The organism is Staphylospora marina (assembly GCF_003856495.1).
Taxonomy (GTDB): Bacteria; Bacillota; Bacilli; order Thermoactinomycetales; family Thermoactinomycetaceae; genus Staphylospora; species Staphylospora marina.
On the sequence record NZ_CP034118.1, the window covers coordinates 98,837 to 121,476 of the forward strand.

Genomic DNA, 22,640 nt, shown 5'->3' on the forward strand with positions numbered 1-22,640 from the left:
GGTGCCTCTTTTGTTTGGCATTCGCCGCTTTGATTCGATGCGTTTGGGCAACATATGGAGGGAAACAGCCGGTCCGGTCACAATCCGGGAACACCGGTCAGAACGGGTGGGAAGAACAGATGGAGAATCACGCAAATCTTCTCTTGATGGATGTCGGAAACACCAATATCGTGCTGGGAGTGTATCGGGGAGAGGAGCTTTCCCATCATTGGAGATTGCAGACGGACCGCAACGCGACCGAAGACGAATTCGGCATGATGCTGAAAAGTCTGTTGACCCACGTCGGATTTGGATTGGATGATTTTGAGGGGGTCATCATCTCTTCCGTGGTTCCGCCGCTGACCAACGTGTTGACGCGGATGACCGAAAAGTACATGGGTCTTACCCCGTTGGTGTTGGGTCCCGGCGTGAAAACCGGTTTGAACATCAAAACGGACAACCCGCGGGAAGTGGGAGCGGACCGGATCGCCAATGCGGTCGCCGCGATCGAACTGTACGGGGCGCCGGTGATCATCGTCGACTTCGGAACGGCCACCACCTTCTGTTTCATCGATGAAGACGGGAACTACCTCGGCGGTGCCATCACCCCGGGGGTGAACATTTCCGCCGAAGCCCTGGTGCAACGGGCCGCCAAACTGACCCGGGTGGAGATCGTGAAGCCGGAAGCGGTGGTGGGACGCAACACGGTCCAGTCGGTGCAGGCCGGCGTTTACTACGGGTATGTGGGCGTGGTGGATGAAATTGTCACCCGCATGAAAGCGCTGCTGAAGAAGCGTCCCAAAGTGGTCGCGACCGGTGGGCTCGCTTCGCTCATCTGCAACGATACCCGGACGATCGATGAAGTGAATCCGCATTTGACCTTGCAAGGACTGAAAATCATTTATGAACGCAACCGCAAGTAACCCCCGGAACGCCTGGGGGTTTCCCTGTCCTTCGGGACACTTGCGGCACGGGAGGGAACGAACATGAGGGATTACACGGTACGAGCCATCTCGGCGGACGGTTTTGTTCGCGGGTTTGCCGCCAAAACGACCGGACTCGTCCAGGACATGTGCAATCGGCAAAAGACTTGGCCGGTGGCCAGTGCGGCACTCGGCCGGACGGTCACCATGGCGGCGATGATGGGCCTCAACCTGAAGGAGGAAAAGCATCGCATCACCATCCGCGTAAGCGGAGACGGCCCGCTCGGGCAAATCATCGCGGACGCGGACGGGCAAGGAAACGTTCGCGGGACCGTCGATCATCCGCAAACGGACATCCCGAGAAGGGCGGACGGAAAGTTGGACGTGGGGACGGCCGTCGGCAAAGGATCCATTTACATCATCAAGGACCTGGGACTTCGCGAACCCTACACGGGAACCAGTCCCATCGTTTCGGGAGAGCTGGGGGATGATTTTACCTATTATTTCAGCGTGTCGGAGCAAACCCCGTCTTCCGTCGGGCTCGGGGTTCTGGTCAAAGGGGAGGAAATCCTGGCGGCCGGCGGTTACATGGTTCAGGTGATGCCGGGGGCATCGGATGAAGTGATCGACCGGCTGGAACAACGGATCGCCGGCATCGGATCCATTTCGGAGCGCATTCAAGAAGGAGCGACTCCGGAAGATCTGATGTATCTGGTGCTCGGGGATGACGCGGAGATTCTGGAATCCCGTCCCGTCCGCTTCCGGTGCCGCTGTTCCCGGGAACGGATCGAGGCGATGCTCCGCAGCCTCGGAAAGGACGAAGTGGAATCCCTCCTGAACGAACAGGGGAAGGCCGAAGTGGTCTGCCATTTCTGCGGAGAAACCCGCACGTTCGGAGAGGATGAATTGAAGCGGATCATCGAAGAAATCATTTGACAACTTTCTTTCGGGGTTGATAAGATAAAAACAGCAAATCCTACATTTTTACTCGGAATAGGAGGTCTTGGTTCCGGATGCTGGTTGCGGACAACATTCTGGGTCTGATCGGTCGGACACCGATTGTCAAACTGAATCGCATCGTCGGCAAATCGGATGCCGATGTGTTCCTCAAACTGGAATATTTCAATCCGGGCGGAAGCGTCAAAGACCGGATTGCTTTGAGTATGATCCAAGAAGCGGAAAAACGCGGGGAATTGAAACCGGGAGCAACCATTCTGGAGCCGACCAGCGGCAACACGGGGATCGGACTGGCGATGGTCGCGGCGGCCAAGGGATACCGTGCGCTGCTCGTGATGCCCGACACCATGAGCGTGGAGCGCCGCAACCTGTTGAGGGCTTACGGTGCCGAACTGGTGCTCACTCCCGGGGCGGAAGGGATGAAAGGGGCCATCGCCCGCGCGGAAGAGATCAAGCGGGAGAATCCCGACTACTTCATGCCTCAGCAATTCAAGAACCCCGACAACGTCAAGATTCACCTGGAGACGACCGCGGTGGAAATCGTGGAGCAAATGGGTGGCGAAATTGACGCCTTCGTGGCCGGAATCGGCACGGGCGGAACGATCACCGGCGTGGGTCGGGTTCTGAAGGAAAAATACCCGCACGTTCACATCGTGGCCGTGGAACCGGCGGATTCTCCGGTGCTGTCCGGCGGAAAACCGGGCAAGCACAAGATTCAGGGAATCGGAGCCGGATTCGTGCCGGACATTCTCGACACCGGCGTGTACGATGAAGTCATCACCGTCGAAAATGAAGAAGCTTTCCAATGGGCACGCCGTCTGGCTCGCGAAGAGGGAATTCTCGGAGGAATTTCCACCGGTGCGGCAACGGCGGCCGCGCTGAAAGTGGCCAGACGATTGGGGAACGGCAAGCGCGTTTTGGCCGTGTCGCCGTCCAACGGGGAGCGCTATCTGACCACGGACCTGTTCAAATTTGAGGACTGATCCCTGCCGGGAATTGAAGGGATCATGCATGTTGTCCTCATCCTCCGGCATCGGGAGAAGACCGTGACGCATCATGTCCCGAAACAACGGGGATTGCAAAGCCTGTTCGCCCATGGGGTGACGGGCTTTTTTCATTTGCATGGAGGGTTTGCGGAATCGGTTGTTCTCTTGGAAGGCTTGCGGCGGGTGTGTTAAAATAACATGATCAGGGGAGCCGAGTGGAGCAGAGAAGAGAGGAGAGGAGCGGGATCCATGATCCTGATGATCGACAATTACGATTCGTTCACGTACAATCTGGTCCAGTACCTGGAGGAACTGGGCGAGCGTCTTCACGTGGTGAGAAACGATGCCATTCGCATCGAAGAAATAGAATCCATGAATCCGACCTGCATCGTCATTTCCCCGGGACCCGGAACCCCGGATGACGCCGGCATTTCGGTGGAAACGGTGCGACGGTTTGCCGGCCGGATTCCCATTCTCGGCGTGTGTCTCGGGCACCAGACCATTGCACAGGTCTGCGGAGCCCGCGTGGTGCGGGCCGGTCGACTGATGCACGGGAAAACGTCCCCGATTCTTCATGACGGCCGGACGCTGTTCGAAGGGCTTCCGTCCCCGCTGACCGTGATGCGGTATCATTCGCTCTTGGTGGATCCAAAGAGCTTGCCGCCGGAACTGGAAGTGAGCGCCACCACGCCGGAAGGGGAGATCATGGCCATCCGGCACCGGCATCTGCCGCTGGAAGGGGTCCAGTTTCATCCCGAATCGATTCTGAGTGAATGCGGGAAGGAACTCTTGGCCAATTTTGTCCGGCTTGCCGGGAAAGGCGGGAGGGCATGACCTGGATGATGCTCGGGGACCGACCGGTCCCGGAACGGGAAGCGCGCATCTCCGTGCTTGACCACGGACTCCTGTACGGGCTTGGGGCGTTTGAGACGCTTCGGCTGTACGACGGTCACCCGTTTTTGCTGGATGACCATCTGGATCGGCTGAACCGGGGTCTGGCGTGCATGGGAATCCGCATTCCTCAGTCCAGGGAGGCTTGGATCCGGCAAATCCGGCACGTCTCCCGTCTGAACGGTTGGAAGGATGCCACGGTCCGGTTGGCGGTCACCGCCGGGGAAGAAGGACCGGGGCTGGGTGCCGGCCGGTACGGGCGCCCCAACACCTTTCTGTTCATCCGGCCGCTTCCCCCCGATCCTCCCTGGGAACAGCGGGGGAAATCCCTTCGGCAGGTACGGACGCCCAGGCAGGCCCCCGGCGGGGCGGAACGGTTCAAAACGGCCAATTACCTGAACAGCGTGCTGGCCCGACAGGAGCTCTCCGCGTTTCCGGATGAGGAAGGGTTGATGCTGACGAAAGACGGAATGCTGGCGGAGGGCATCATCAGCCACCTCTTCTTTGTGAAGGACGGGGTTCTTTGCACACCGTCCCTGGAGTTGGGCATTCTGGAAGGAGTGACCCGGACCTTTGTGCTCGAGTTGGCACGGCGGGCGGGAATCCCCGTGGAGGAAGGGATCTGGCCACCCGGGGTGCTCGACGAAGCGGACGAGATCTTCCTGACCAATTCGGTGCGGGAGATCGTTCCGGTTCGATCCTGGAACGGCCGGCGATGGGAACGGCATCCGGTGGGCCGTTTGCTGTGGGAAGAATATCGCCGTCATATCGGTTGGCGGTGGAGTGTTTGGCAAGAGACGGGAGGAGAAGGACAGTGATTCGGCAGGAGATGATGGCGGGTTCCGGGTGGCTCCGTGTCCGGAACCGAACCTTGGTGATGGGAATCCTCAACGTGACACCGGACTCCTTTTCCGACGGTGGCCGGTATGTCCGGCTGGAGGCGGCGGTGGAGCATGCCCGGAAGTTGGCGGCGGACGGGGCGGACATCATTGACATCGGCGGGGAATCCACGCGGCCCGGGGCAATGCCCGTCTCCCTCGACGAGGAACTGGAGCGGGTCATCCCGGTGGTGGAAGCGGTGGCCAAGGAAGTGAACGTGCCGATCTCGGTCGACACGTACAAGGCGGAAGTGGCCCGCCAGGCGGTCCGGGCGGGAGCCCGTATCATCAATGACGTGTGGGGGGCAAAGAAAGACCCGGACATGGCCCGGGTTGTCGCCGAGACGGGCGTTCCCGTCATTCTGATGCACAACCGGGAAAAAGCGGAATACGTTTCACTCTTGGACGACATCCGTGCAGACTTGATGGAATCCGTCGACATCGTCCGGCGTGCGGGGGTTCCGGATGAGCGGATCATCCTCGATCCGGGGATCGGATTCGCCAAAACTTATGAACACAATTTGCAGGTGATGCGGGAACTGGAGAAGGTGACCGCTTTGGGATTTCCGGTCCTTCTGGGAACCTCGCGCAAGTCTTTCATCGGTCGGACGCTGGATCTTCCGCCGGATGACCGCGTGGAAGGCACGGCAGCCACCGTGGCGCTGGGAATCGTCAAGGGCTGCCGGATCGTGCGCGTGCATGATGTCAGGGAAATGGTCCGCGTCTGCCGGATGATGGATGCCATGTTGTACGGACCGTCCGCGGTGGAGTGAGGAACCATGGACAAAATTTTTGTCAGCGGCATGCGCTTTTATGCCTATCACGGGGTGTTTCCGGAAGAGAATCGGCTCGGCCAGCGTTTCGTCGTCGACGTCGAACTCGGATTGGATCTGTCTTCGGCGGGAAAAACGGATGACCTTTCCCTTTCGGTCAATTACGCCGAAGTGTATGAAACCGTCCGCCGGGAAATGACGGAAAAGCGGGTCAACCTGCTGGAAACGCTGGCGGAAAACATCGCCTCCGCCCTGTTGTCCGCGTTTCCGGTGAAGGAAGCCCGCGTGCGGGTCACCAAACCGGACCCGCCGATTCCGGGACATTATGACGCCGTCGGCGTGGAAATCGTGAGGCGAAACCCATGAGTGGAACAAGCACGGTGTACCTCGGACTGGGCTCCAATGTGGGGGATCGTCTCCGGTGGCTGAAAGAAGCGGTGAGGATGTTGGACGAGACGGAGGGAATCACCGTTGAGGCGATTTCCCCGATTTATGAAACGTCACCGGTCGGATATCTGGAGCAGCCCGATTTTCTCAATCTGGTCGTCCGAACCGGCGTCACGCTCTCTCCCCGCCGGATGCTGGACGTATGTCTGGATGTGGAAAGGCGGCTTGAAAGGGTGCGGGAGGTTCGCTGGGGCCCCCGGACCATCGACGTGGACATCTTGCTCTGGGACCGGGAGATGATTCGGGAAGACGGTTTGACCGTTCCCCATCCCCGGATGGGCGAGAGGGCGTTTGTGCTGTGGCCTTTGAGAGATCTTGCCGGAAACATCCCGATTCCCGGAACGGGGAAACACTTGGACGATTTTCTGAAACGGCTTCCTTCCGGTCAGGAAATCAGCAAGTTGGAAGGGAATCTTTTCAATACGGACATCGGATGAACATGATCCATGGAAAGGAGGAATCCGTATGTTTCAGATCGGGAACGTTCGTTTGAAAAACCGCGTCGTTCTGGCGCCGATGGCCGGGGTGTGCAATCCCGCGTTCCGATTGATCGCCAAGGAATTCGGCGTGGGGCTCGTCTGTGCCGAAATGGTGAGCGACAAGGCCATTTTGCACGGGAACCAAAAAACCCGGGAAATGCTGTACGTGGATGAACGGGAGAAACCGCTCAGTCTGCAGATTTTCGGAGGAACCCGGGAAACGCTCGTGGAAGCGGCCAAGGTGGTGGATCAGCAAACCAATGCCGACATCATCGACATCAACATGGGTTGTCCGGTTCCGAAGGTGACGCGCTGCGATGCGGGAGCCAGATGGTTGCTGGATCCGGACAAGATTTATGAGATGGTGTCCGCCGTCGTCTCCGCGGTGAAGAAGCCGGTCACCGTGAAGATGCGGATCGGCTGGGATGACAAACACATCTACGCCGTGGAGAACGCCAAGGCGGTGGAGAGCGCCGGCGGAAGTGCGGTGGCGGTGCACGGTCGCACGCGCGAACAGCTGTATCGCGGCAAGGCCGACTGGACCATGATCGGCAAAGTGAAGGAAAACGTCAAGATTCCGGTGATCGGCAACGGGGACGTGTTCACGCCGGAAGACGCCAAGCGCATGCTGGACACCACCGGCTGCGACGCCGTCATGATCGGACGGGGCGCTCTCGGCAATCCCTGGATGCTGTACCGGACCGTCCATTACCTGGAGACGGGGGAACTTCTGCCGGAACCGGGACCGATGGAAAAGATGCAAATCGCCATCCTGCACATGGACCGGCTGGTGAAGCTCAAGGGAGAAGAAATTGCCGTTCGGGAAATGCGCAAGCACGCCTCCTGGTATCTCAAGGGCCTCCCCGGTGCGACCCGCATCAAGGAACAGGCCGTCCGGCAGGTGTCCCGCGACGCCATGGCGGAGCTCTTGCTGGGGTACGCACGGGAACTGGAGAAAGGAAACGTGCTTGAGACCGCATGATCACAGAGACTGGAGGAGTGCATGAACCGTGACTCATGAAGAGATGTTGACCAGCGACCTGTTCCAGGTGCGCCGCGAGAAAATGCAGGCGCTTCGCCGCCGGGGGATCGATCCGTTCGGCCGCAAATTTGAAAGAACCCACTTTGCCGGGGACATCCTCGCCGCGTACGACGGGCTGACCAAGGAGGAGCTGCAGGAAAAGGAGGTGCGGGTGCGCATCGCCGGCCGCCTGATGGCCAAGCGGGTCCAGGGGAAAGCCTCGTTTGCCCATCTGCAGGACATGTCCGGTCGCATCCAGATCTATGTCCGTCTCGATCAGGTGGGGGAAGAAGCCTATGACATTTTCAGCACGGCGGACATCGGCGATTTCGTCGGCGTCGACGGCACCGTGTTCAAAACCAACCGGGGCGAGCTGAGCATCAAGGCGGCCGAGGTCACCTTCCTCTCCAAGTCGCTCCGTCCGTTGCCGGAAAAATACCATGGCCTGAAAGACGTGGAACTCAGGTATCGAAAGCGGTATCTGGATTTGATCATGAACCCCGACGTCAAAGAGACGTTCGTCACCCGCAGCCGGATCATCGCTTCCATGCGCCGGTATCTGGATTCCCAAGGGTTCCTGGAAGTGGAGACGCCCACCTTGCACGCGATCGCAGGCGGTGCGGCCGCGCGTCCGTTCATCACGCACCACAACGCACTGGACATGACGATGTACATGCGGATCGCCCTGGAACTGCACCTGAAACGGCTGATCGTCGGCGGGATCGAAAAGGTTTACGAAATCGGGCGCGTGTACCGGAACGAGGGGGTTTCCACCCGGCACAATCCGGAATTCACCATGCTGGAACTATACGAGGCGTATGCCGATTTCCAAGACATCATGACCCTGACCGAAAACCTGATTGCCCATGTGGCACAGGAAGTGCTGGGTTCCACGACCATCACCTATCAGGGCCATGAGGTGGATCTGTCGCCCGGTTGGGCCCGCAAATCGATGACCGACCTGATCCGCGAACACGTCGGCGTCGATTTCACCCGGGAGATGACGGACGAAGAAGCCCGCGCGCTGGCCAAAGAGCATGGAGTGGAGATCACGCCGGCCATGACGTTCGGGCACATCGTGAACGAATTCTTCGAGCAAAAAGTGGAACACCTGCTCATCCAGCCCACCTTCGTTTACGGTCACCCGGTGGAAATTTCGCCGCTGGCGAAGAAGAACGACAAGGATCCGCGGTTCACTGACCGGTTCGAATTGTTCATCGTCGGCCGGGAGCACGCCAATGCGTTCACCGAGCTCAATGATCCGATCGATCAGCGGGAGCGGTTCGAACAGCAACTGAAGGAAAAAGCGGCCGGAAATGACGAGGCCCATCCGATGGATGAAGATTATCTGGAGGCGATGGAATACGGCATGCCGCCGACCGGAGGATTGGGGATCGGCGTCGACCGTTTGGTGATGCTGCTGACCGACAGCCCCTCGATCCGCGATGTCCTGCTCTTCCCGCACATGCGTGAGCAACAGGGCTGATCGCGGCAGATGACACGGGTTATCCACAAGTTGTTCACAAATGTTCGCTTTTTTGTGCACAACTTGTGGACAGGCGCTTTTCGGACGGCCGGGAAGCGCCTTTTTTTTGACGGACGGTTGAGATTTGGCCGGATTGCTTGTCGAACCTGTTCAAACGGTCTATAATGACGCTAGGTTTCGAGATGAAAGACCCTCGGGTTGCCGCCGAGGGTGTTGACTGATTTTTCTTCAAATCCCCGGATCGGGGAAAAGTTCGACAATATCCAACAATTTTCCCAATCCGTTTCTTTTCGTCTACTTGCTACTTTCTTTCACTTGTTAGTAAAATTATATTTAAAGATAACGACGCCACATGGAAGAAGTTCCCGGATTTCGGGCGCCGGATTTTTGCGTACCACCCGGTTCCCCATGCTTGTTCAGCAACTGTCAGGGAGGTTAACGTATGGGCCCCAGGAAAGAGAACCACCGGTACTTGGAGCAACACCAGCAGCTTTCGGTGCCGGATCCCCGATTCCCGATCGCGAGGAAAGAAGGCGCGGTTCCCAAAGATCAGGCCCCGGTTCCGCGCGGCGCAGACCGGCACACTCAACAGGTTCTGTCCATGCTGTCCGCATTGCAGCAAAATTTTTCATCCCTCTTGCAGGTGGTCACCAACCGGCTCAGTTACGACAAAACCAAGGAAGCGGCGTTCAACCGGCTGTATCAGGAAATGGAAGAATTGAAGCAGGACCAGGAACTGAACCAGTTGCGTCCGCTTTACATTGACCTGATCCTGCTCATTGACCGGATGAACAACATTTACAACGACAAGCTGGAGGCCGGGAACCAAAATCCGGAACTGGTCAGCATCCTGCAGACGCTCAGTCATGAGGTGCTGGAGATTTTGTACCGCCGTGGCGTGGAACTGATCGTGGCCCCGGGAAGCAAGTTCGATCCCAAGATTCAACAGGTGGTGGAAGTGATCCCCACCAACAATCCCGCGGAGGACAATCAGGTCGTCCACATGGTTCGGCACGGCTTCAGGTACAAGGATGTGGTTCTTCGCCCCGAAGAGGTCGTCATCAAGAAATACCAACCCTGACCCTGCGGGAACGAAGGGACAATCAAATGTCTCTGGAACGGATGCCGGACCCGTGTTCGGCCCGTTCGCTCTCTTGGAGATGGGTTCCCCATCTTTTCGTTTTCATGGACATTGACGGGAAATGGCACGGACGAGACGGAGGTTCCCGGAACGTCGACGGATCAGGAGGAGGTTTGTCACAAACTTTCTAAAAACTTCTGGCCGTTTTCAGGCGTTTAAGAGAGGGATTCTCTCCCGATGCGGCAGAATATCTATTCATAAAACCGGTATGGCTTCCATTATCCGGGTCAAAAGGAGTGAAAAAGATGGGAAGAGTTGTAGGGATCGACCTGGGAACCACCTACTCGGCGATCGCGGTTGTGAACAACTACGGGAAACCGGAAATTCTGGCCAACCGGGAAGGTGACAGGATCACTCCCTCGGTCGTGCTGTTCGACGGCAATGACGTGATCGTCGGCAGCGTGGCCAAGCGTTCCGCCGTCGCCAGCCCCTTCAACGTGGTTCAGTTCATCAAGCGGCAAATCGGCGACAAGACTTGGCGGTTTCGCACGGAGAACCAGGAAGATTACACTCCGGAAGAGATTTCCGCGATGATTCTCCGCCGGCTCAAGGAAGATGCGGAGCGGATGCTCGGCGAAAAGGTGGAGGATGCGGTGATCACCGTTCCGGCCTATTTCGATGACGCCCAGCGCAAAGCGACCCAGGATGCCGGGCGGATCGCGGGACTGAACGTTCTCAGGATCATCAACGAACCGACGGCGGCGGCGCTTGCCTACGGACTGGAACGGATGGACGTCACCCAGAATCTGCTGGTGTATGACCTCGGGGGCGGTACGTTCGACGTGACGATCATGCGCCTGTCACCGGAAGGATTGCGCGTTCTGTCTACCGGCGGCGCCCGGGATCTCGGCGGATTCGACTGGGACAACGTGATCATGAACTACCTGAACGAGGAGTTCAAAAAACAGGGCGGACCGGACATGCTGGATGATCCGATGCTGGAGCAGGATCTCCGCGACAGGGCGGAAATCGCCAAGAAATCTCTGTCCGTTCGTGACCGGACGCACGTCTTCCTCTCCGCCGGCGGCGTGAACGCCACGGTTCCTCTGACGCTGGCGAAGTTTGACGAGCTGACGGCCCCGCTTCTGAACCGGACGAGACGGATCATGGAATTTGTGCTGGAAGACGCCGGTCTCCAGTGGAAGGACATCGATCGGGTTCTGCTGGTCGGCGGATCCACCCGGATGAAACAAGTGCCCGCCATGATCGAAGAAGTCACCGGCATCAAACCGTCTTTTGACGTCAATCCGGACGAAGTGGTGGCTCAGGGAGCGGCCATTCAGGCGGCCATTCTCGCCATCCGTGAAGGAAAAGCCTCGTCCCATCTGGTTCAATCGTTCCCGATGATCGAAGTTCAGGACGTGAACTCCCACAGCATGGGCGTCGTGGCTCTGGATGAGAACGGTCGCGAGTTCAACTCGATCGTGTTGAAAAAAGACACGGTGATTCCCAGCCGCGTCAGCGGACATTACACCACCACGGTGGATCATCAGTCCAAGCTGCACCTGCAGGTCACCGAAGGCGAAGACACGGATCTGGATTATGTCAAAATCGTCGGGGAAGGCATGATCGATCTTCCCAAATATCCCAAGGGAGCCCCGCTGGAAGTCATTTTTGAGTACGACAGCGACGGCATCATTCATATTTCCGTGATCGATTCCACGGCCGGGACGCTCCTCGGGGAACTGGACATTGACCGTGCTTCCAACCTCTCCGAAGAGGAAGTGCAGGAGAAGCAGCGGAGGGTGCTCAGCCTGGCGATCGGCTGACGAAACTGAAACGGAATCCAGGAAAGAGGCTGGCAAGACATGATGACGAACTACTACGACGCACTCGGCATGTCTCCCGATGCTTCCGCCGATGAGATCAAGGCACGGATTCATGAAGAGCTTCGTCGCTGGACGGTCCGGTCCCATTCCCCTTCGCCCGAGAAGCGGGCGGAAGCGGAACGGAAGCTCCGGTTGCTCCGCGAGATGGAACAGATTTTGCTTGATACGGATTCCCGCGCAGCATACGATTTCCGGCTGAGAACATCGGGAGTGCCGGGGAAGACGGAGAGCGTGCTCTCTCCGGAAGAGTTGGAGAAACGGTTGGAAGAAGCGGGAAAACTCCTTGAGAAAGGAATGAGCCGGGAAGCGGCCGGAGAGCTCGAAGAGATTTCCGCGTCGTTTGATGACCGGTCGGATGCCTGGGCTCTGCTGGCCGAAGCGCTCCATCGTTCGGGTGAAACCGAAAAGGCCCTTCGCCCAATGGCCAGAGCGCGTGATCTGGATTCTGACCGCGCCGAATACATATGGCTGCACGGTGAGATGCTCGAAGCGCTGGGACGGAATGACGAGGCGGAAGAACTGTACCGCTCGGCATCGGCCGGACAAAGCCGTGGAGAGGGACTGTTCAGATTGGGTCGGTTGTATGTGAACACCGGTCGGTTGCGCGAAGGAATCCGGCTGTTGGAGGAGTCGCTCCGCAGCGGCGGTGAACCGGAGAAAGTCAAGCGTGACCTCTTTCTGGCCCATCTCCAATCGGCCACGGCGGCATGGAAAACCGTGTCACCGGGTCATCCGGTGATGGAACCCGGAAAATACCCCACATCGCTCGCCGAAACGGAAACGGCAAAGGAAGCCGTGGCCAAGGCGGAAGGACTCAGGGTGACCGATTCCGGTCTTCAGGCCAAGCTGGAACACGTGAAAGAGGATATTCGCCGCAAGACCGGCCGAACATTTACGGGAAGTCTGCTGGCATTGGCAGTCATGTTGGCCGGACTGGGACTGGACGTGTTCCGGGATCCGGTACCCTTGCGTTGGGTCGCATTTCTGTTACCCGTCTTCTACATGGTGTCGGCGCTGAGTCCCAAGTCCTTGGTCTACCGGGCCATTTTGCAGGGAGAGAGTTCCCGGTCCGATTTTGCCCGATTGTGGGATGAACTTCGCGAGCGGTACGGACGGCTCGCATGGGGAATGATGCTTGTCGTGTATGCGGCGCTCTTCTGGTTTGCCGTATGGTTGACCATTCCTGTCATCATTCTGAATGTACACCGTCATTATCTTCAGGGCTCGACCGGTGACTGAGACAAGCGAATCGGGATCCGGCGGCTTGACATACAAGGCACGCTCCGACAGCCTTTTGCGCTGTCGGAGTTTTTTCTTTATTTCATGAAAATTTCATTGAGATGTTTGCGGCTTCTCGATTGCGGGAATGTTTTTTTCGAAAGGCGTCGTTGTTGCTGAAAATTGCATTGGTGAAGTTGGTGTTTTTTTCTCGCTGTTTCTGTTTTCCCTTCTCTTCGACTTGTTTCGGATCCATTGTATTTTAAGAAAGGTTGTAAATTTCAGGTTGTATTGATAGAATGGTGTAAGTAAACGGAAAACGTAAATTTTTTTGGTTTTCCTACAAGATTTGCATTGTGACGGTGAATGGTCGGATGCATGTCAGCCGGAAGGGAAGAGAGGGGGAAGGGGCCCGGATGGATGCAGATGTGAATGTGTTGATCGTGACGGAGGAAGGTCCCATCGCGGCGGATTTGCTGGAGCGATTGAAGAGCCGGTTTCCCCGGATCACCCGGCTTCATCCCGGGGAAGTGAGACGGGAAATCTCGCGGATTCAGCCGGATCTGGTCTTGCTGCATGAAGGCCCCCGAAAGTCGGAACTGGAGAACATCCCATTGATTCTGAAAGAGATTGACAAGGTTGAAGTCGTTCTCCTCACCGAGTCGAAGGATTCGATTCGCGTGCGCGACGCGTCGCGGGCCGGCGCGTTTGACGTGTTGTTTTTTCCCGATGAGATCAATGCATTGGGAGATGTGTTGAGCCGGGCGATCAAGTCCCTTCGTTCGGGAAAAAGAATGGATTCCGCCAAGGGAGTGTCCACCTGGGGACGCGGTCAAGTGATCGCCTTTTACAGCGGCAAGGGGGGGACGGGGAAAAGCCTGGTCGCTTCCACGCTGGCTCAGACCTTGCAGCTTGAATCCAGTTCCAGTGTGCTTCTCGTTGATTTGAACTTCCAATACGGGGGAGTGGAGACGTTTCTCGGCGTGGACGGCGGTCGTAGCCTCCATGACCTGACACCGGTGCTCGACGAATTGAATGACAATCACATCCGCAGCGTCACGGTGGTGGAACGCCATTCGCAAATGGAGGTGCTGGTCAGTCCGCTGGATTTGTCCACGGCTGTCAACATCACCGAGGAACATGTGGAACGACTGCTTCGCGCGGCCCGCCTTTACTATGACTACATTCTGGTGGATGTGCCGACGGAGATGACTCCGATCACATACGCCACGCTCGAAGAGGCGGACCGGATTTTTTATGTGCTCAATCCGGACGCGCTGTCGCTCCGGGTGTTGGGACGGGTGTTGGCCACGTTTTCCTCCGTGGGGGTGGACCCGGAGGACCGCCTGCAGCTCGTGCTCAATCGGGTGAACCGCGACAGCGAAATCACGGTGAAAGACATTCGACATCGTTTCCCGTATGAAGTGATCGCCGAACTCCGGGATGATCCCAAACGGGTGGATCAGGCCGTCAACCGCGGTAAACCGCTCCGGACGGCGCAAGAAGACAAGAACCTCGGCCTGTTCGCCCGGGATGTGCAGAAGCTGGCCAAAATCATCATGGAAGCCGGCAAGCGCCTGCATGTCTGACGGGAATGTCGGAGGGGGATAGCGATGGTCTGGCTGGAACACGTGCTGTACGCGGGGCTCATTGTGATCCTGGTTGCCGCGACGGTGACGGATCTGAAGCATCGCCTCATTTATGATCGGTTTGTGCTATCGGGATTGGTGCTGACCGCGGGTGTCCGGTTGCTGTACAGGCCCGATCCCTGGTGGAATTATGTGCTGACCGGGGTCACCGTTTTTCTGGTGTTGTTTCTCATCGCCGCCTGGACGGACGAAACATCCATCGGAGGCGGAGATGTCAAGCTGTTCGGGATGTTGGGGCTGGCCGTCGGCTTCGGACCGTTTTTGCTCCTCTTCCTGTCATCCCACGTATTGGCCGCCCTGGCCGTGTTGGCATTCAAACTCGTTCAGCCGGGGAAGATCGACAAAAAGACCGAATTCCCCTTTGCACCGTTCATCTTGGCGGGGACGGTGTTGACGTACGTCACGGTTCATCTGATCTGATCATCGGATTCCATTTCCAAGTGCGGGGCGGGTGTGTGCCACATGCAAGATGCAAAACGAAGAGCGATTCTGTTTCTCATCCTGGCCCTTCTGATGGCCTCGGTGGCCGGATGGATGTTCATGAATGAAGTGAGTCAGGTGTACGCCACGCTGGGGGATTTCGCCACGGTGTACGTGGCACGGAAGAACATCTCTTCCCGGGAGCCGCTGAAGCCGGAATATTTCGAAGCCAGGGAGATCCCGGTCAAATACCTTCCGCAATCCGCCGTCACCAGTCTGGAAATGATCGAAGTCGAGGGAAACACCTATCCGGTCGATCATCTGACCACGGTGGTCCCCCTGAAAGAAGGGGATCTTCTCACCACGCCCCTTCTGAAGGTGCAAAACCGGCTCTCTTCCGAAAACCACCGCATGATCGTGCTTCATCGGTCCCAGCAGGTCGGTTTTGATGACATCTTCGACGTCAATGACGTGGTGGACATCATCGTCACGAAAAAAGGGAACAACCAACAGCTCGAAACAAGAGCCTTCATGCAGAAGGTGAAGGTGGTCGGTGTCGGCAGGGATGACGACGGAAACATCTCCAGCATCGGGTTGGAGATGACCCTGCAGGAGGCGGAAAGATTCATCAATGAACAGTACACGGCGGCGGCGATTCGCGTGCTTAAGGCGCCCAACCTGAATCAGGGACGCAGCGGCCAACCGGTTCCGCAGGCCGTTCCCCGAAACTCCGGCGAATCCACGCCGCCGTCAACCGGTGAAAACGGTGCTCCGATGCATGAAGACATCGGGGATGAGGGCCAGTGATGGAAGCGGCGGGAGGGGAGGGAGATGGTAGATCATGGGAAAGGAACTGTTTGAACGTCAATCCCGCCTGACCCGGAATTTCGTCCGAAAGGCGGCCGATCAGCCGCAAATGCGCCCTGCCGAGGACCAGCGCATCAACCAGCTGGCCGTTCATTTCAAGGCACGGGTGCTCCGGGAAACCGATCTGGAAAAGCTGACCGGTATGTCCTCCGCCGAACTTCGCATCACCCTCGACCGGCTGATCAGCCGTTATCTGGCTGACGAACAGGTGGTGCTCACCGCTCAGGAACGAAACCGGCTGATCAGCCGGATCATCAACGAGTCGGTCGGATACGGGCCCCTCGAGCCGCTTCTGGAAGACGATGAAATCACCGAAATCATGGTGAACGGACCGGATGAAGTCTTTTACGAAAAGAACGGAAAGCTTCACAAGACGGACATCCGGTTCCGGGACGAGGAAGCGCTTCGTCACGTGATCGACCGCATCGTGGCTCCGATCGGTCGTCGCATCGACGTCAGCTCTCCGATGGTGGATGCCCGTCTTCCGGACGGCAGTCGGGTCAACGCCGTCATTCCGCCGATTTCCACCAAGGGATCGCTGCTGTCGATCCGAAAATTTCGCAAAGAGCCGATCCGGCTGGAAGACCTGATCGGCTTCGGCAGCATGACGGAAGAAATGGGCCGTTTTCTGGTCAGCCTGGTGAAAGCCCGGATCAACCTGATCATCTCCGGGGGAACCGGCAGCGGAAAAACGACGCTGCTCAACGCGCTGGCCTGCCACATTCCCGAAGACGAACGGATCATCACCATCGAGGACATGGCCGAGCTGCGCATCCCCCACAACCACGTCGTCGGACTGGAGGCCAGGCCGGCCAACGTCGAGGGCAAAGGGGAAATCACCATCCGCCGGCTGGTGCGGAACGCCCTGCGGATGCGCCCGGACCGGATCATCGTCGGTGAGGTCCGCGGTTCGGAGGCCTTTGACATGTTGCAGGCAATGAACACCGGTCATGAGGGATCTCTCACCACCATTCACGCCAATTCGCCGCAGGACGCCATGAACCGCCTGGAAGGCATGGTGATGATGTCCGGCTTGGATCTTCCGTCTTCGGTCATCCGCCAATACATCACCGGGGCGGTGGATTACATCATCCAAATCGGCCGTTTGCCGGACGGTCAGCGGAAAATGCTGGCCATCTCCGAATTGGAAGAGCGCGAAAACGGCACCGTGCGCATGATCGACATTTTCCGCTTCGTTCAGACGGGGGTCACCCCGGAGGGGAACGTACGGGGATTCTTCAGCGCCACCGGCGCGATCCCGCGCAGTTTGGACCGGCTGAAAGCCTACGGCGTCCCCGTTGACCCGGAGATTTTCCGACCGCATCCGGAGGTGAAGGAGCCGTGATCGCCCTGCTCGGTGCCGCTGCCGTCTTCTGTCTGATGCTTGCCCTGTATCACTGGATCATTTACACCCGGGAAAAGGCTCAAACCGCCGAAGTGCTCGAGCGCTATGTCGGCTCCCGATCGGAAACGCGTTGGTCGGACCGCCTGGCCGATCGCCTCGATCGGCAACGATGGGCGCGGCGCCTGGAGCCAAAACTGTTGAGAGCTTCGATCCGGCTGAGACCGTCGGAGTACGGGGTGCTCCTGGTCGGGGCCGGCGTGGTGATTCTCCTCTTCATGAATGCGGGCTTGGGGGCTCCGTTTGGCATCAGCCTGTTGGTCGCGGTGATTCTGGTGCCGTTCGGGTCCAAAATGCTGATGGAATCGAGAAAGTTTCTTTACGCCCGAAAGGTGGACGCGCAACTCTCCGAAGTTTGCCGGCTGATGAGCAGCGCCGCCCGGGCCGGTCTCTCCGTTCCCCAGGCACTGGAACTGGTTCACAATGAAATGGATGGTCCGATCAAGGAGGAGCTGGGGGTCGTCGTCCGGGAGCTTCGGCTCGGAAGAAACTTGGACGCATCGCTCAACGAGATGCTGAGGCGCGTCAACACCCGTGATTTGAAGGTGTTCGCCAACGCGCTCATCATTCAGCGAAAAGCCGGCGGAGATTTGGCGCGGGTGCTCAGTGAAATGGCCGGAACGATGGAAGAGCGGAAAATCATCAACAAAACCATTGACGCCACCATTGCCCAGGCACGCTACACGGCATATCTGCTCCCGGTTCTCTCCCTGCTCATCATATTCCTGATGAGCCGGATGATCGACGGATTTTTCGACTTTTTCACCACCCTGTTCGGAATGATCACCCTGGCCGTTTTTGTGCTCCTGCAGATCATCGGATTTCTGGTGATCAGACGAATCGCCGACATCAAAATCTGAGGACCGATGCCGATGACGGAACTCTTGTATCTCCTGATCATCGCCGTTTGGGTTTGTCTCCTGTTCGCGGCCATGTCCCTGTATGTCTGGTATGTCGAAAAGGAAAAGATCCGGGACAATCTGGACCGGTACATTCCGCCCTGGAAGATCCTGAAGCAAAAGACCAGCCGGAAAGCCCTCGTGCACGGGTGGATGGACGATTTGGCTCCGGTCGGCAAACGCATCCGCATTCTCACCGAAGACGATGAACTGGAAGAGCTGCTGACCAAGGCGGGATACCCGTTCCAGATGAGCGTGCAGAGACTGCATGGTGCCAAAGTCCTGGGGGCATTGGGCGGATTTTTGATTGGACTGTTTTGGATGACGGTCGGATTGCCGCTCGATATCTTTATGCTGACGTTCGGTCCCGTTCTGGGATACCTGTCTCCCAAATGGATCATCCAACGGACGGCCCGCAAACGTCAGGAACAGATCCGTTATGAACTGCCCGATTTCCTCGACATGATGAGCATCACGCTGTCGGCGGGCATGCCCCTGGACGAAGCCATTTCCTGCTACGTGGATACCGCCGACGGCCCCCTGTGCGAAGAGCTGGAACGTCTGTTGCAGGAAATCCGCTTCGGCGTCCGGAGGGAGACGGCGTACCGCTCATTGATGAAACGCACGGATTCGCCGGATCTGGAAGCGCTCATCCAGTCGCTCATCCAGGCGCACAACTTGGGGACGCCCGTCGCCCGGATCGTCGCCCGGCAAGCGGAAGAGATGCGTCGCATACGCATGGAGCGGGCCAAAGAAGCGGCGGGGAAAGCCGCTCCGAAGATTTCGCTGGTCACGGGTCTGTTCATCGCGCCGTCGATCATGATGCTGATCCTTGCGGCGGTGATCTACAACTACGTGCTCAAAAACGGCCTGTTCGGCTTCTGAAACCGAACGACTTGGGAAAGGAGGTGAAGGCCCGGCAGGCACAGGACGGTTCTTCAATCCGGCGTCGTTGTTCAACCTTTGTCAAGGAGGGGTCAGGATGGACTTCAAACAAAACATTCTTGCGGGATGGTACCGGGTGAAAGAGTTCCTCCCCCGTTTCGGGAAAAGCGAGAAGGGCTCGCCGACCATGGAATACGTCATCATCATCGCGGTGGGAGCCGTGTTTGCCACGATTCTCTACAACATTTTCAAGAACGATAAAAGTGGGATCAAAACCGAGCTGACCAACAAAGTGAAAGAAAGCATCAGCGGAGAGAGCGGCGATGGTGGAGACGACAAAGGTGGAGACAACAAAGGTGGAGACAACAAAGGTGGAGACAACAAAGGTGGAGGAGCAAAACCGCAGTAACATTTGAAGTGGAGATGTGGCATATGGTCTGCGGGCCATGTGCCCTCTTTTCTGGAGGTGCAAGTCGTGAAGGTCCGAAGCATTGCATGCGTTTTGGCAGGAATTTTGGTATTGGGGGGGTGCAGGACGGACACTCCGGCCACTTCTTCCGTCGACGGCGGGGAATCGGCGGAGGTTGTCCGGGAACAACCATCCGGTTCCGTGCCCCAGGCTCCCCGGGACGTGAAGGGGATCATGTTGCAAAATCCGGGATTATATGCCGGAGACCGTTACGATGAGAAAAAAGTGCAACAGGAACTGGACAAACTTCCGCGCTCCCTGAGCACGGATCAGTGGTATGACCATCTGGTGCATCTGTTGGGGGAAAACTATCAACCCATCCACTCCAAACTGAAAGCCATGGATCCCACCATCCAGCCCACCCGCAAAACCCCGGACGGAAAGATCGAGATGCCGACCATCGAAAAAATCCGGGTGCAGATTGTACTGGATGCCAGCGGCAGCATGGCCGGAAAGGTGTCGGGCGGTCAAAAAATGAATCTGGCCAAATCGGCCATCCGTGAGTTCGTGGCCAATCTGCCGGAGGGATCCGAGGTCTCACTGAGGGTTTACGGCCACAAGGGCACCGGTCAAAAGAAAGACAAGGAGCTTTCCTGCGGAAGCAATGAATTGCTCTATCCGATGGGAGCCTATGACTCCGGCAAATTCATGGCCGCCCTGGAAAAAGTGAAACCCGCCGGTTGGACACCGCTCGCCTCCGCCATTTCCGCCGCCCGGGCAGACCTCGAGCATTCTTCCCAAGAAGGCATAAGGAATGTGGTGTATGTGGTGAGCGACGGGATCGAGACCTGTGGAGGCAAACCGGTGGAAGAAGCCAAGAAATTGGCGAACGTCGGAATCAAGCCGGTGGTCAATATTGTCGGGTTTGATGTGGACAATGCGGGTCAGCGCCAGCTCCAATCGGTGGCCGAAGCGGCGGGAGGCGTGTTCAAGTCGGTTCACACCGCGCGCGATCTGGAGGAATATCTGAAGGCCGAGAAAGAGCGGCTTTACTGGGAATGGCGGGACTGGGGAGTGCAGAGTGAACTGGATGCATGGAGAATGTGGGCGCAAAAGTATCAGGAGATGACCAAACTGTGTTACGGAAAATCAGGCGAAGGCATGGCCTCTCTTGCCGGGATCGAGTATGACCGCATGTCGATGGCCGTGAAATATTTGAAGGAGACAGGCAAGTTGGACGACACGCAGCAACTGGAGGAGGCCCTGCTTGAGCGCCTGTCCAAAGTGGAAGAAAACGCGCTTGCGTGGGATCGTCATCTCAGCCGGGAATTGAAAAAAGCCCAGTTGGAAGCGGAAGAACAAATCCGTCAGAAAACGCGGGAGCAACAATCAAACCTTCAATAACGAACGTGACAAAGCGGTACGAGACGCATCACGTGATTCGGGTACATATGGAGGCGTTACATTTACCGAATCACAGGTAAAGCGGATTTCGAAGAGGGATCACTTTGCCCGGGGAGCAGTCCAAGGATCCGGGAGGCACGGTTTGCATCCATGAAATGTCGCTTTCGGAGTCCGCGGCGTCAACAGCGCACCGGTCTTCAGGCCCTTTCCACGTTTCCTCAAAGAAGATCTCCGCGTGTCGGGTGGCAGTCGCGAGACAAAACCGGATAACCGGGGAACGGGATCACGGGCCGGGGGGAACGTCGATCATCACGGCCATCCTCCAACACACAAAACGGGACTTTGGTCAAGAAGGCAACATCGGTTTGGTCGATTACATCATTTTTTTTGGAGGTTGAACATGAGGAACCCGGCCTTCAATCCCTGGTTGTCGATGTGGAAACAGCCCAGGGAAACCGTTCGGGCGTATGTTCTGAATCACTCCGCGAAATGGCTGTGGATGCTGTCCGCTTTGAGCGGAATCAAGTTTTTTTTGGACAATGCGGATGCACAGGATGTCGGCGATCAGGTGGCGTTCGGCTCCATCCTCCTCCTTTCCCTGATCATCGGCCCGTTTTTGGGGATCATCTATTGGTATCTTCTCTCCGGGCTGCTTGCGATCACCGGGAAAGTGGCGGGCCTCTCCGGCAAATGGAGAGAATTTCGGCAAGCGGTGGGGCTGTCGTTTGTCCCGCTTGCCTGGGCGATGCCCTTGTGGCTGATTCGGCTGATCTTGTTCGGTTCGGAAAACTTTGCTTCCCGGACCCCGGTCATCGACAGCAGTGTGTGGTTGCTGCTGTTGATCGTCCTGTTTTCCCTTGTGGACTTGGCACTGGGCGTGTGGTACTTGGTCACCCTGTCCAGATCCGTGGCCGAAGTGTATGACTGTTCGGCCTGGAAAGCGTTCGGTCTGATTCTGTTGAGCGGTCTGGTGTTCAGTCTGTTGCTCACTTTGTTGTTGTTGCCTCTGGTGAATTGACCATGGGAACCTCAAACACGGGAGTGCGAACATGAACCTTTGGCAAGAAGGATTCAGGTTATTGGGAAGTGTGTGGCTGACTCCCCGCAAATCGGTTCGACACGCACTGAATCACGGCGCTTCGTGGATGGGTTGGGTGCCGTTTGTCTGGATCTTCGGCGTCGTTTTCATGATGGACCAGTTCTCTTTCCGCTCCTTGAGCCGATGGTTTGACATTCCGGATCTCCTGGCATGGGCGTTCCTGTCGGGATTGGCGGCCGGCCCGCTGTTTTGGATGATTTATGGCACGCTGCTTTATGCCGTCGGCAGACCGTTCGGAGGCAGAGGCGGTTGGCAGGAGATGCTGGTGGCCGTGGCCGTCTCGATGATCCCGTGGACGGGGAAATGGCTGCTTGGGCTCGTGGAGCTGTTGATTTTCGGAAAAGAAGCCTGGGATGATTACACGCCACACTTGAATGCCAGCTTCTTTTTGTTGTCGGCCTATTTTCTGATGGTTCTGATCGACGCGATCTTGACCGTTTGGATTTTGGTCGTCTGGTCCGTGGTCGTTTCGGAAGTGCATCGTTTTCCGAATTGGGCCGGTTTTCTGTCGGTGATCGGCGTGCTGGCGCTCGTCTGGATCATTTTCAAATACGCGTTGAACATTGTCATGATACCCCTTTGACGGAGGGAGGCCGGC

23 protein-coding genes are annotated in these 22,640 nt (G+C 57.5%); all 23 read left to right on the forward strand.

Annotated elements, in window-relative coordinates:
• Positions 1-119 precede the first annotated feature (119 nt).
• The 23 genes from EG886_RS00485 to EG886_RS00595 all read left to right on the forward strand — a co-directional run bounded on the left by EG886_RS00485 (position 120) and on the right by EG886_RS00595 (position 22,625).
• Positions 120-902 carry a type III pantothenate kinase gene (locus EG886_RS00485; RefSeq protein WP_124726328.1) on the forward strand — a complete coding sequence of 261 codons (783 nt, stop codon included), beginning with the start codon at positions 120-122 and terminating at the stop codon, positions 900-902.
• Positions 903-965: 63 nt separating this feature from the next.
• Positions 966-1,838 carry an Hsp33 family molecular chaperone HslO gene (gene hslO / locus EG886_RS00490; RefSeq protein ID WP_124726329.1) on the forward strand — a complete coding sequence of 291 codons (873 nt, stop codon included), beginning with the start codon at positions 966-968 and terminating at the stop codon, positions 1,836-1,838.
• A gap of 77 nt (positions 1,839-1,915) precedes the next feature.
• A complete protein-coding gene (gene cysK, locus EG886_RS00495; RefSeq protein WP_124726330.1) occupies positions 1,916-2,842 on the forward strand; it encodes a cysteine synthase A in 927 nt (308 codons plus the stop codon).
• 252 nt (positions 2,843-3,094) lie between these two features.
• Entirely contained in the window at positions 3,095-3,679 is a 585-nt protein-coding gene (locus tag EG886_RS00500; RefSeq protein WP_124726331.1) for an anthranilate synthase component II, read from the forward strand.
• Positions 3,676-4,554, forward strand: coding sequence for an aminotransferase class IV (locus EG886_RS00505; RefSeq protein WP_241154333.1), 879 nt, complete (start codon positions 3,676-3,678; stop codon positions 4,552-4,554). The genes EG886_RS00500 and EG886_RS00505 overlap by 4 nt, the downstream gene beginning before the upstream one ends.
• A gap of 11 nt (positions 4,555-4,565) precedes the next feature.
• Positions 4,566-5,387 (forward strand): dihydropteroate synthase, encoded by an 822-nt coding sequence (folP, locus tag EG886_RS00510; protein WP_124728600.1) that lies wholly within the window; start codon positions 4,566-4,568, stop codon positions 5,385-5,387.
• A 6-nt stretch (positions 5,388-5,393) separates the two neighbouring features.
• Complete coding sequence (folB, locus tag EG886_RS00515; RefSeq protein ID WP_124726332.1) at positions 5,394-5,753, forward strand: dihydroneopterin aldolase; 360 nt, start codon at positions 5,394-5,396, stop codon at positions 5,751-5,753.
• Entirely contained in the window at positions 5,750-6,271 is a 522-nt protein-coding gene (folK, locus tag EG886_RS00520) for a 2-amino-4-hydroxy-6-hydroxymethyldihydropteridine diphosphokinase (protein WP_124726333.1), read from the forward strand. Before folB ends, folK begins: the two co-directional genes overlap by 4 nt.
• Before the next feature lie 28 nt (positions 6,272-6,299).
• Complete coding sequence (gene dusB / locus EG886_RS00525; RefSeq protein ID WP_124726334.1) at positions 6,300-7,295, forward strand: tRNA dihydrouridine synthase DusB; 996 nt, start codon at positions 6,300-6,302, stop codon at positions 7,293-7,295.
• Positions 7,296-7,338: 43 nt separating this feature from the next.
• On the forward strand, positions 7,339-8,820 hold the full coding sequence (lysS, locus tag EG886_RS00530) for a lysine--tRNA ligase (RefSeq protein ID WP_124728601.1): 1,482 nt from the start codon (positions 7,339-7,341) through the stop codon (positions 8,818-8,820).
• Between the two features lie 442 nt (positions 8,821-9,262).
• A complete protein-coding gene (locus EG886_RS00535; RefSeq protein WP_124726335.1) occupies positions 9,263-9,901 on the forward strand; it encodes a nucleotide exchange factor GrpE in 639 nt (212 codons plus the stop codon).
• Between the two features lie 305 nt (positions 9,902-10,206).
• Positions 10,207-11,730: an Hsp70 family protein gene (locus tag EG886_RS00540; protein WP_124726336.1), complete on the forward strand. Its 1,524-nt coding sequence runs from the start codon at positions 10,207-10,209 to the stop codon at positions 11,728-11,730.
• A gap of 39 nt (positions 11,731-11,769) precedes the next feature.
• Positions 11,770-13,029: a DnaJ domain-containing protein gene (locus EG886_RS00545; RefSeq protein WP_124726337.1), complete on the forward strand. Its 1,260-nt coding sequence runs from the start codon at positions 11,770-11,772 to the stop codon at positions 13,027-13,029.
• A 395-nt stretch (positions 13,030-13,424) separates the two neighbouring features.
• Positions 13,425-14,597, forward strand: a complete 1,173-nt coding sequence (locus EG886_RS00550; RefSeq protein ID WP_164491566.1) for a CpaE/TadZ family protein — start codon at positions 13,425-13,427, stop codon at positions 14,595-14,597.
• 24 nt (positions 14,598-14,621) lie between these two features.
• Complete coding sequence (locus EG886_RS00555) at positions 14,622-15,077, forward strand: prepilin peptidase (RefSeq protein ID WP_124726339.1); 456 nt, start codon at positions 14,622-14,624, stop codon at positions 15,075-15,077.
• A 42-nt stretch (positions 15,078-15,119) separates the two neighbouring features.
• Positions 15,120-15,884 (forward strand): CpaB family protein, encoded by a 765-nt coding sequence (locus tag EG886_RS00560; protein WP_124726340.1) that lies wholly within the window; start codon positions 15,120-15,122, stop codon positions 15,882-15,884.
• Between the two features lie 109 nt (positions 15,885-15,993).
• Positions 15,994-17,289 (forward strand): TadA family conjugal transfer-associated ATPase, encoded by a 1,296-nt coding sequence (locus tag EG886_RS00565; protein ID WP_241154407.1) that lies wholly within the window; start codon positions 15,994-15,996, stop codon positions 17,287-17,289.
• Entirely contained in the window at positions 17,286-18,206 is a 921-nt protein-coding gene (locus tag EG886_RS00570; RefSeq protein WP_124726342.1) for a type II secretion system F family protein, read from the forward strand. Before EG886_RS00565 ends, EG886_RS00570 begins: the two co-directional genes overlap by 4 nt.
• 12 nt (positions 18,207-18,218) lie before the next feature.
• The gene (locus EG886_RS00575) at positions 18,219-19,130 is read left to right on the forward strand and encodes a type II secretion system F family protein (RefSeq protein WP_164491567.1); all 912 of its coding nucleotides are present in this window, start codon (positions 18,219-18,221) and stop codon (positions 19,128-19,130) included.
• Between the two features lie 97 nt (positions 19,131-19,227).
• Positions 19,228-19,539 carry a hypothetical protein gene (locus tag EG886_RS00580; RefSeq protein WP_124726344.1) on the forward strand — a complete coding sequence of 104 codons (312 nt, stop codon included), beginning with the start codon at positions 19,228-19,230 and terminating at the stop codon, positions 19,537-19,539.
• Between the two features lie 66 nt (positions 19,540-19,605).
• The gene (locus tag EG886_RS00585; protein WP_124726345.1) at positions 19,606-20,943 is read left to right on the forward strand and encodes a vWA domain-containing protein; all 1,338 of its coding nucleotides are present in this window, start codon (positions 19,606-19,608) and stop codon (positions 20,941-20,943) included.
• A gap of 400 nt (positions 20,944-21,343) precedes the next feature.
• A complete protein-coding gene (locus tag EG886_RS00590; protein WP_124726346.1) occupies positions 21,344-21,961 on the forward strand; it encodes a YIP1 family protein in 618 nt (205 codons plus the stop codon).
• Positions 21,962-21,992: 31 nt separating this feature from the next.
• Entirely contained in the window at positions 21,993-22,625 is a 633-nt protein-coding gene (locus EG886_RS00595; RefSeq protein WP_124726347.1) for a YIP1 family protein, read from the forward strand.
• The last annotated feature ends 15 nt before the right edge of the window (positions 22,626-22,640 follow it).

What these genes read in the sequence shown, in the direction of transcription:
- EG886_RS00485 (WP_124726328.1), top strand. Translation starts at nt 120, where the DNA reads ATGGAGAATCACGCAAATCTTCTCTTGATGGATGTCGGAAACACCAAT.
- hslO (WP_124726329.1), top strand. Translation starts at nt 966, where the DNA reads ATGAGGGATTACACGGTACGAGCCATCTCGGCGGACGGTTTTGTTCGC.
- cysK (WP_124726330.1), top strand. Translation starts at nt 1,916, where the DNA reads ATGCTGGTTGCGGACAACATTCTGGGTCTGATCGGTCGGACACCGATT.
- EG886_RS00500 (WP_124726331.1), top strand. Translation starts at nt 3,095, where the DNA reads ATGATCCTGATGATCGACAATTACGATTCGTTCACGTACAATCTGGTC.
- EG886_RS00505 (WP_241154333.1), top strand. Translation starts at nt 3,676, where the DNA reads ATGACCTGGATGATGCTCGGGGACCGACCGGTCCCGGAACGGGAAGCG.
- folP (WP_124728600.1), top strand. Translation starts at nt 4,566, where the DNA reads ATGATGGCGGGTTCCGGGTGGCTCCGTGTCCGGAACCGAACCTTGGTG.
- folB (WP_124726332.1), top strand. Translation starts at nt 5,394, where the DNA reads ATGGACAAAATTTTTGTCAGCGGCATGCGCTTTTATGCCTATCACGGG.
- folK (WP_124726333.1), top strand. Translation starts at nt 5,750, where the DNA reads ATGAGTGGAACAAGCACGGTGTACCTCGGACTGGGCTCCAATGTGGGG.
- dusB (WP_124726334.1), top strand. Translation starts at nt 6,300, where the DNA reads ATGTTTCAGATCGGGAACGTTCGTTTGAAAAACCGCGTCGTTCTGGCG.
- lysS (WP_124728601.1), top strand. Translation starts at nt 7,339, where the DNA reads ATGTTGACCAGCGACCTGTTCCAGGTGCGCCGCGAGAAAATGCAGGCG.
- EG886_RS00535 (WP_124726335.1), top strand. Translation starts at nt 9,263, where the DNA reads ATGGGCCCCAGGAAAGAGAACCACCGGTACTTGGAGCAACACCAGCAG.
- EG886_RS00540 (WP_124726336.1), top strand. Translation starts at nt 10,207, where the DNA reads ATGGGAAGAGTTGTAGGGATCGACCTGGGAACCACCTACTCGGCGATC.
- EG886_RS00545 (WP_124726337.1), top strand. Translation starts at nt 11,770, where the DNA reads ATGATGACGAACTACTACGACGCACTCGGCATGTCTCCCGATGCTTCC.
- EG886_RS00550 (WP_164491566.1), top strand. Translation starts at nt 13,425, where the DNA reads ATGGATGCAGATGTGAATGTGTTGATCGTGACGGAGGAAGGTCCCATC.
- EG886_RS00555 (WP_124726339.1), top strand. Translation starts at nt 14,622, where the DNA reads ATGGTCTGGCTGGAACACGTGCTGTACGCGGGGCTCATTGTGATCCTG.
- EG886_RS00560 (WP_124726340.1), top strand. Translation starts at nt 15,120, where the DNA reads ATGCAAGATGCAAAACGAAGAGCGATTCTGTTTCTCATCCTGGCCCTT.
- EG886_RS00565 (WP_241154407.1), top strand. Translation starts at nt 15,994, where the DNA reads ATGCGCCCTGCCGAGGACCAGCGCATCAACCAGCTGGCCGTTCATTTC.
- EG886_RS00575 (WP_164491567.1), top strand. Translation starts at nt 18,219, where the DNA reads ATGACGGAACTCTTGTATCTCCTGATCATCGCCGTTTGGGTTTGTCTC.
- EG886_RS00580 (WP_124726344.1), top strand. Translation starts at nt 19,228, where the DNA reads ATGGACTTCAAACAAAACATTCTTGCGGGATGGTACCGGGTGAAAGAG.
- EG886_RS00590 (WP_124726346.1), top strand. Translation starts at nt 21,344, where the DNA reads ATGAGGAACCCGGCCTTCAATCCCTGGTTGTCGATGTGGAAACAGCCC.
- EG886_RS00595 (WP_124726347.1), top strand. Translation starts at nt 21,993, where the DNA reads ATGAACCTTTGGCAAGAAGGATTCAGGTTATTGGGAAGTGTGTGGCTG.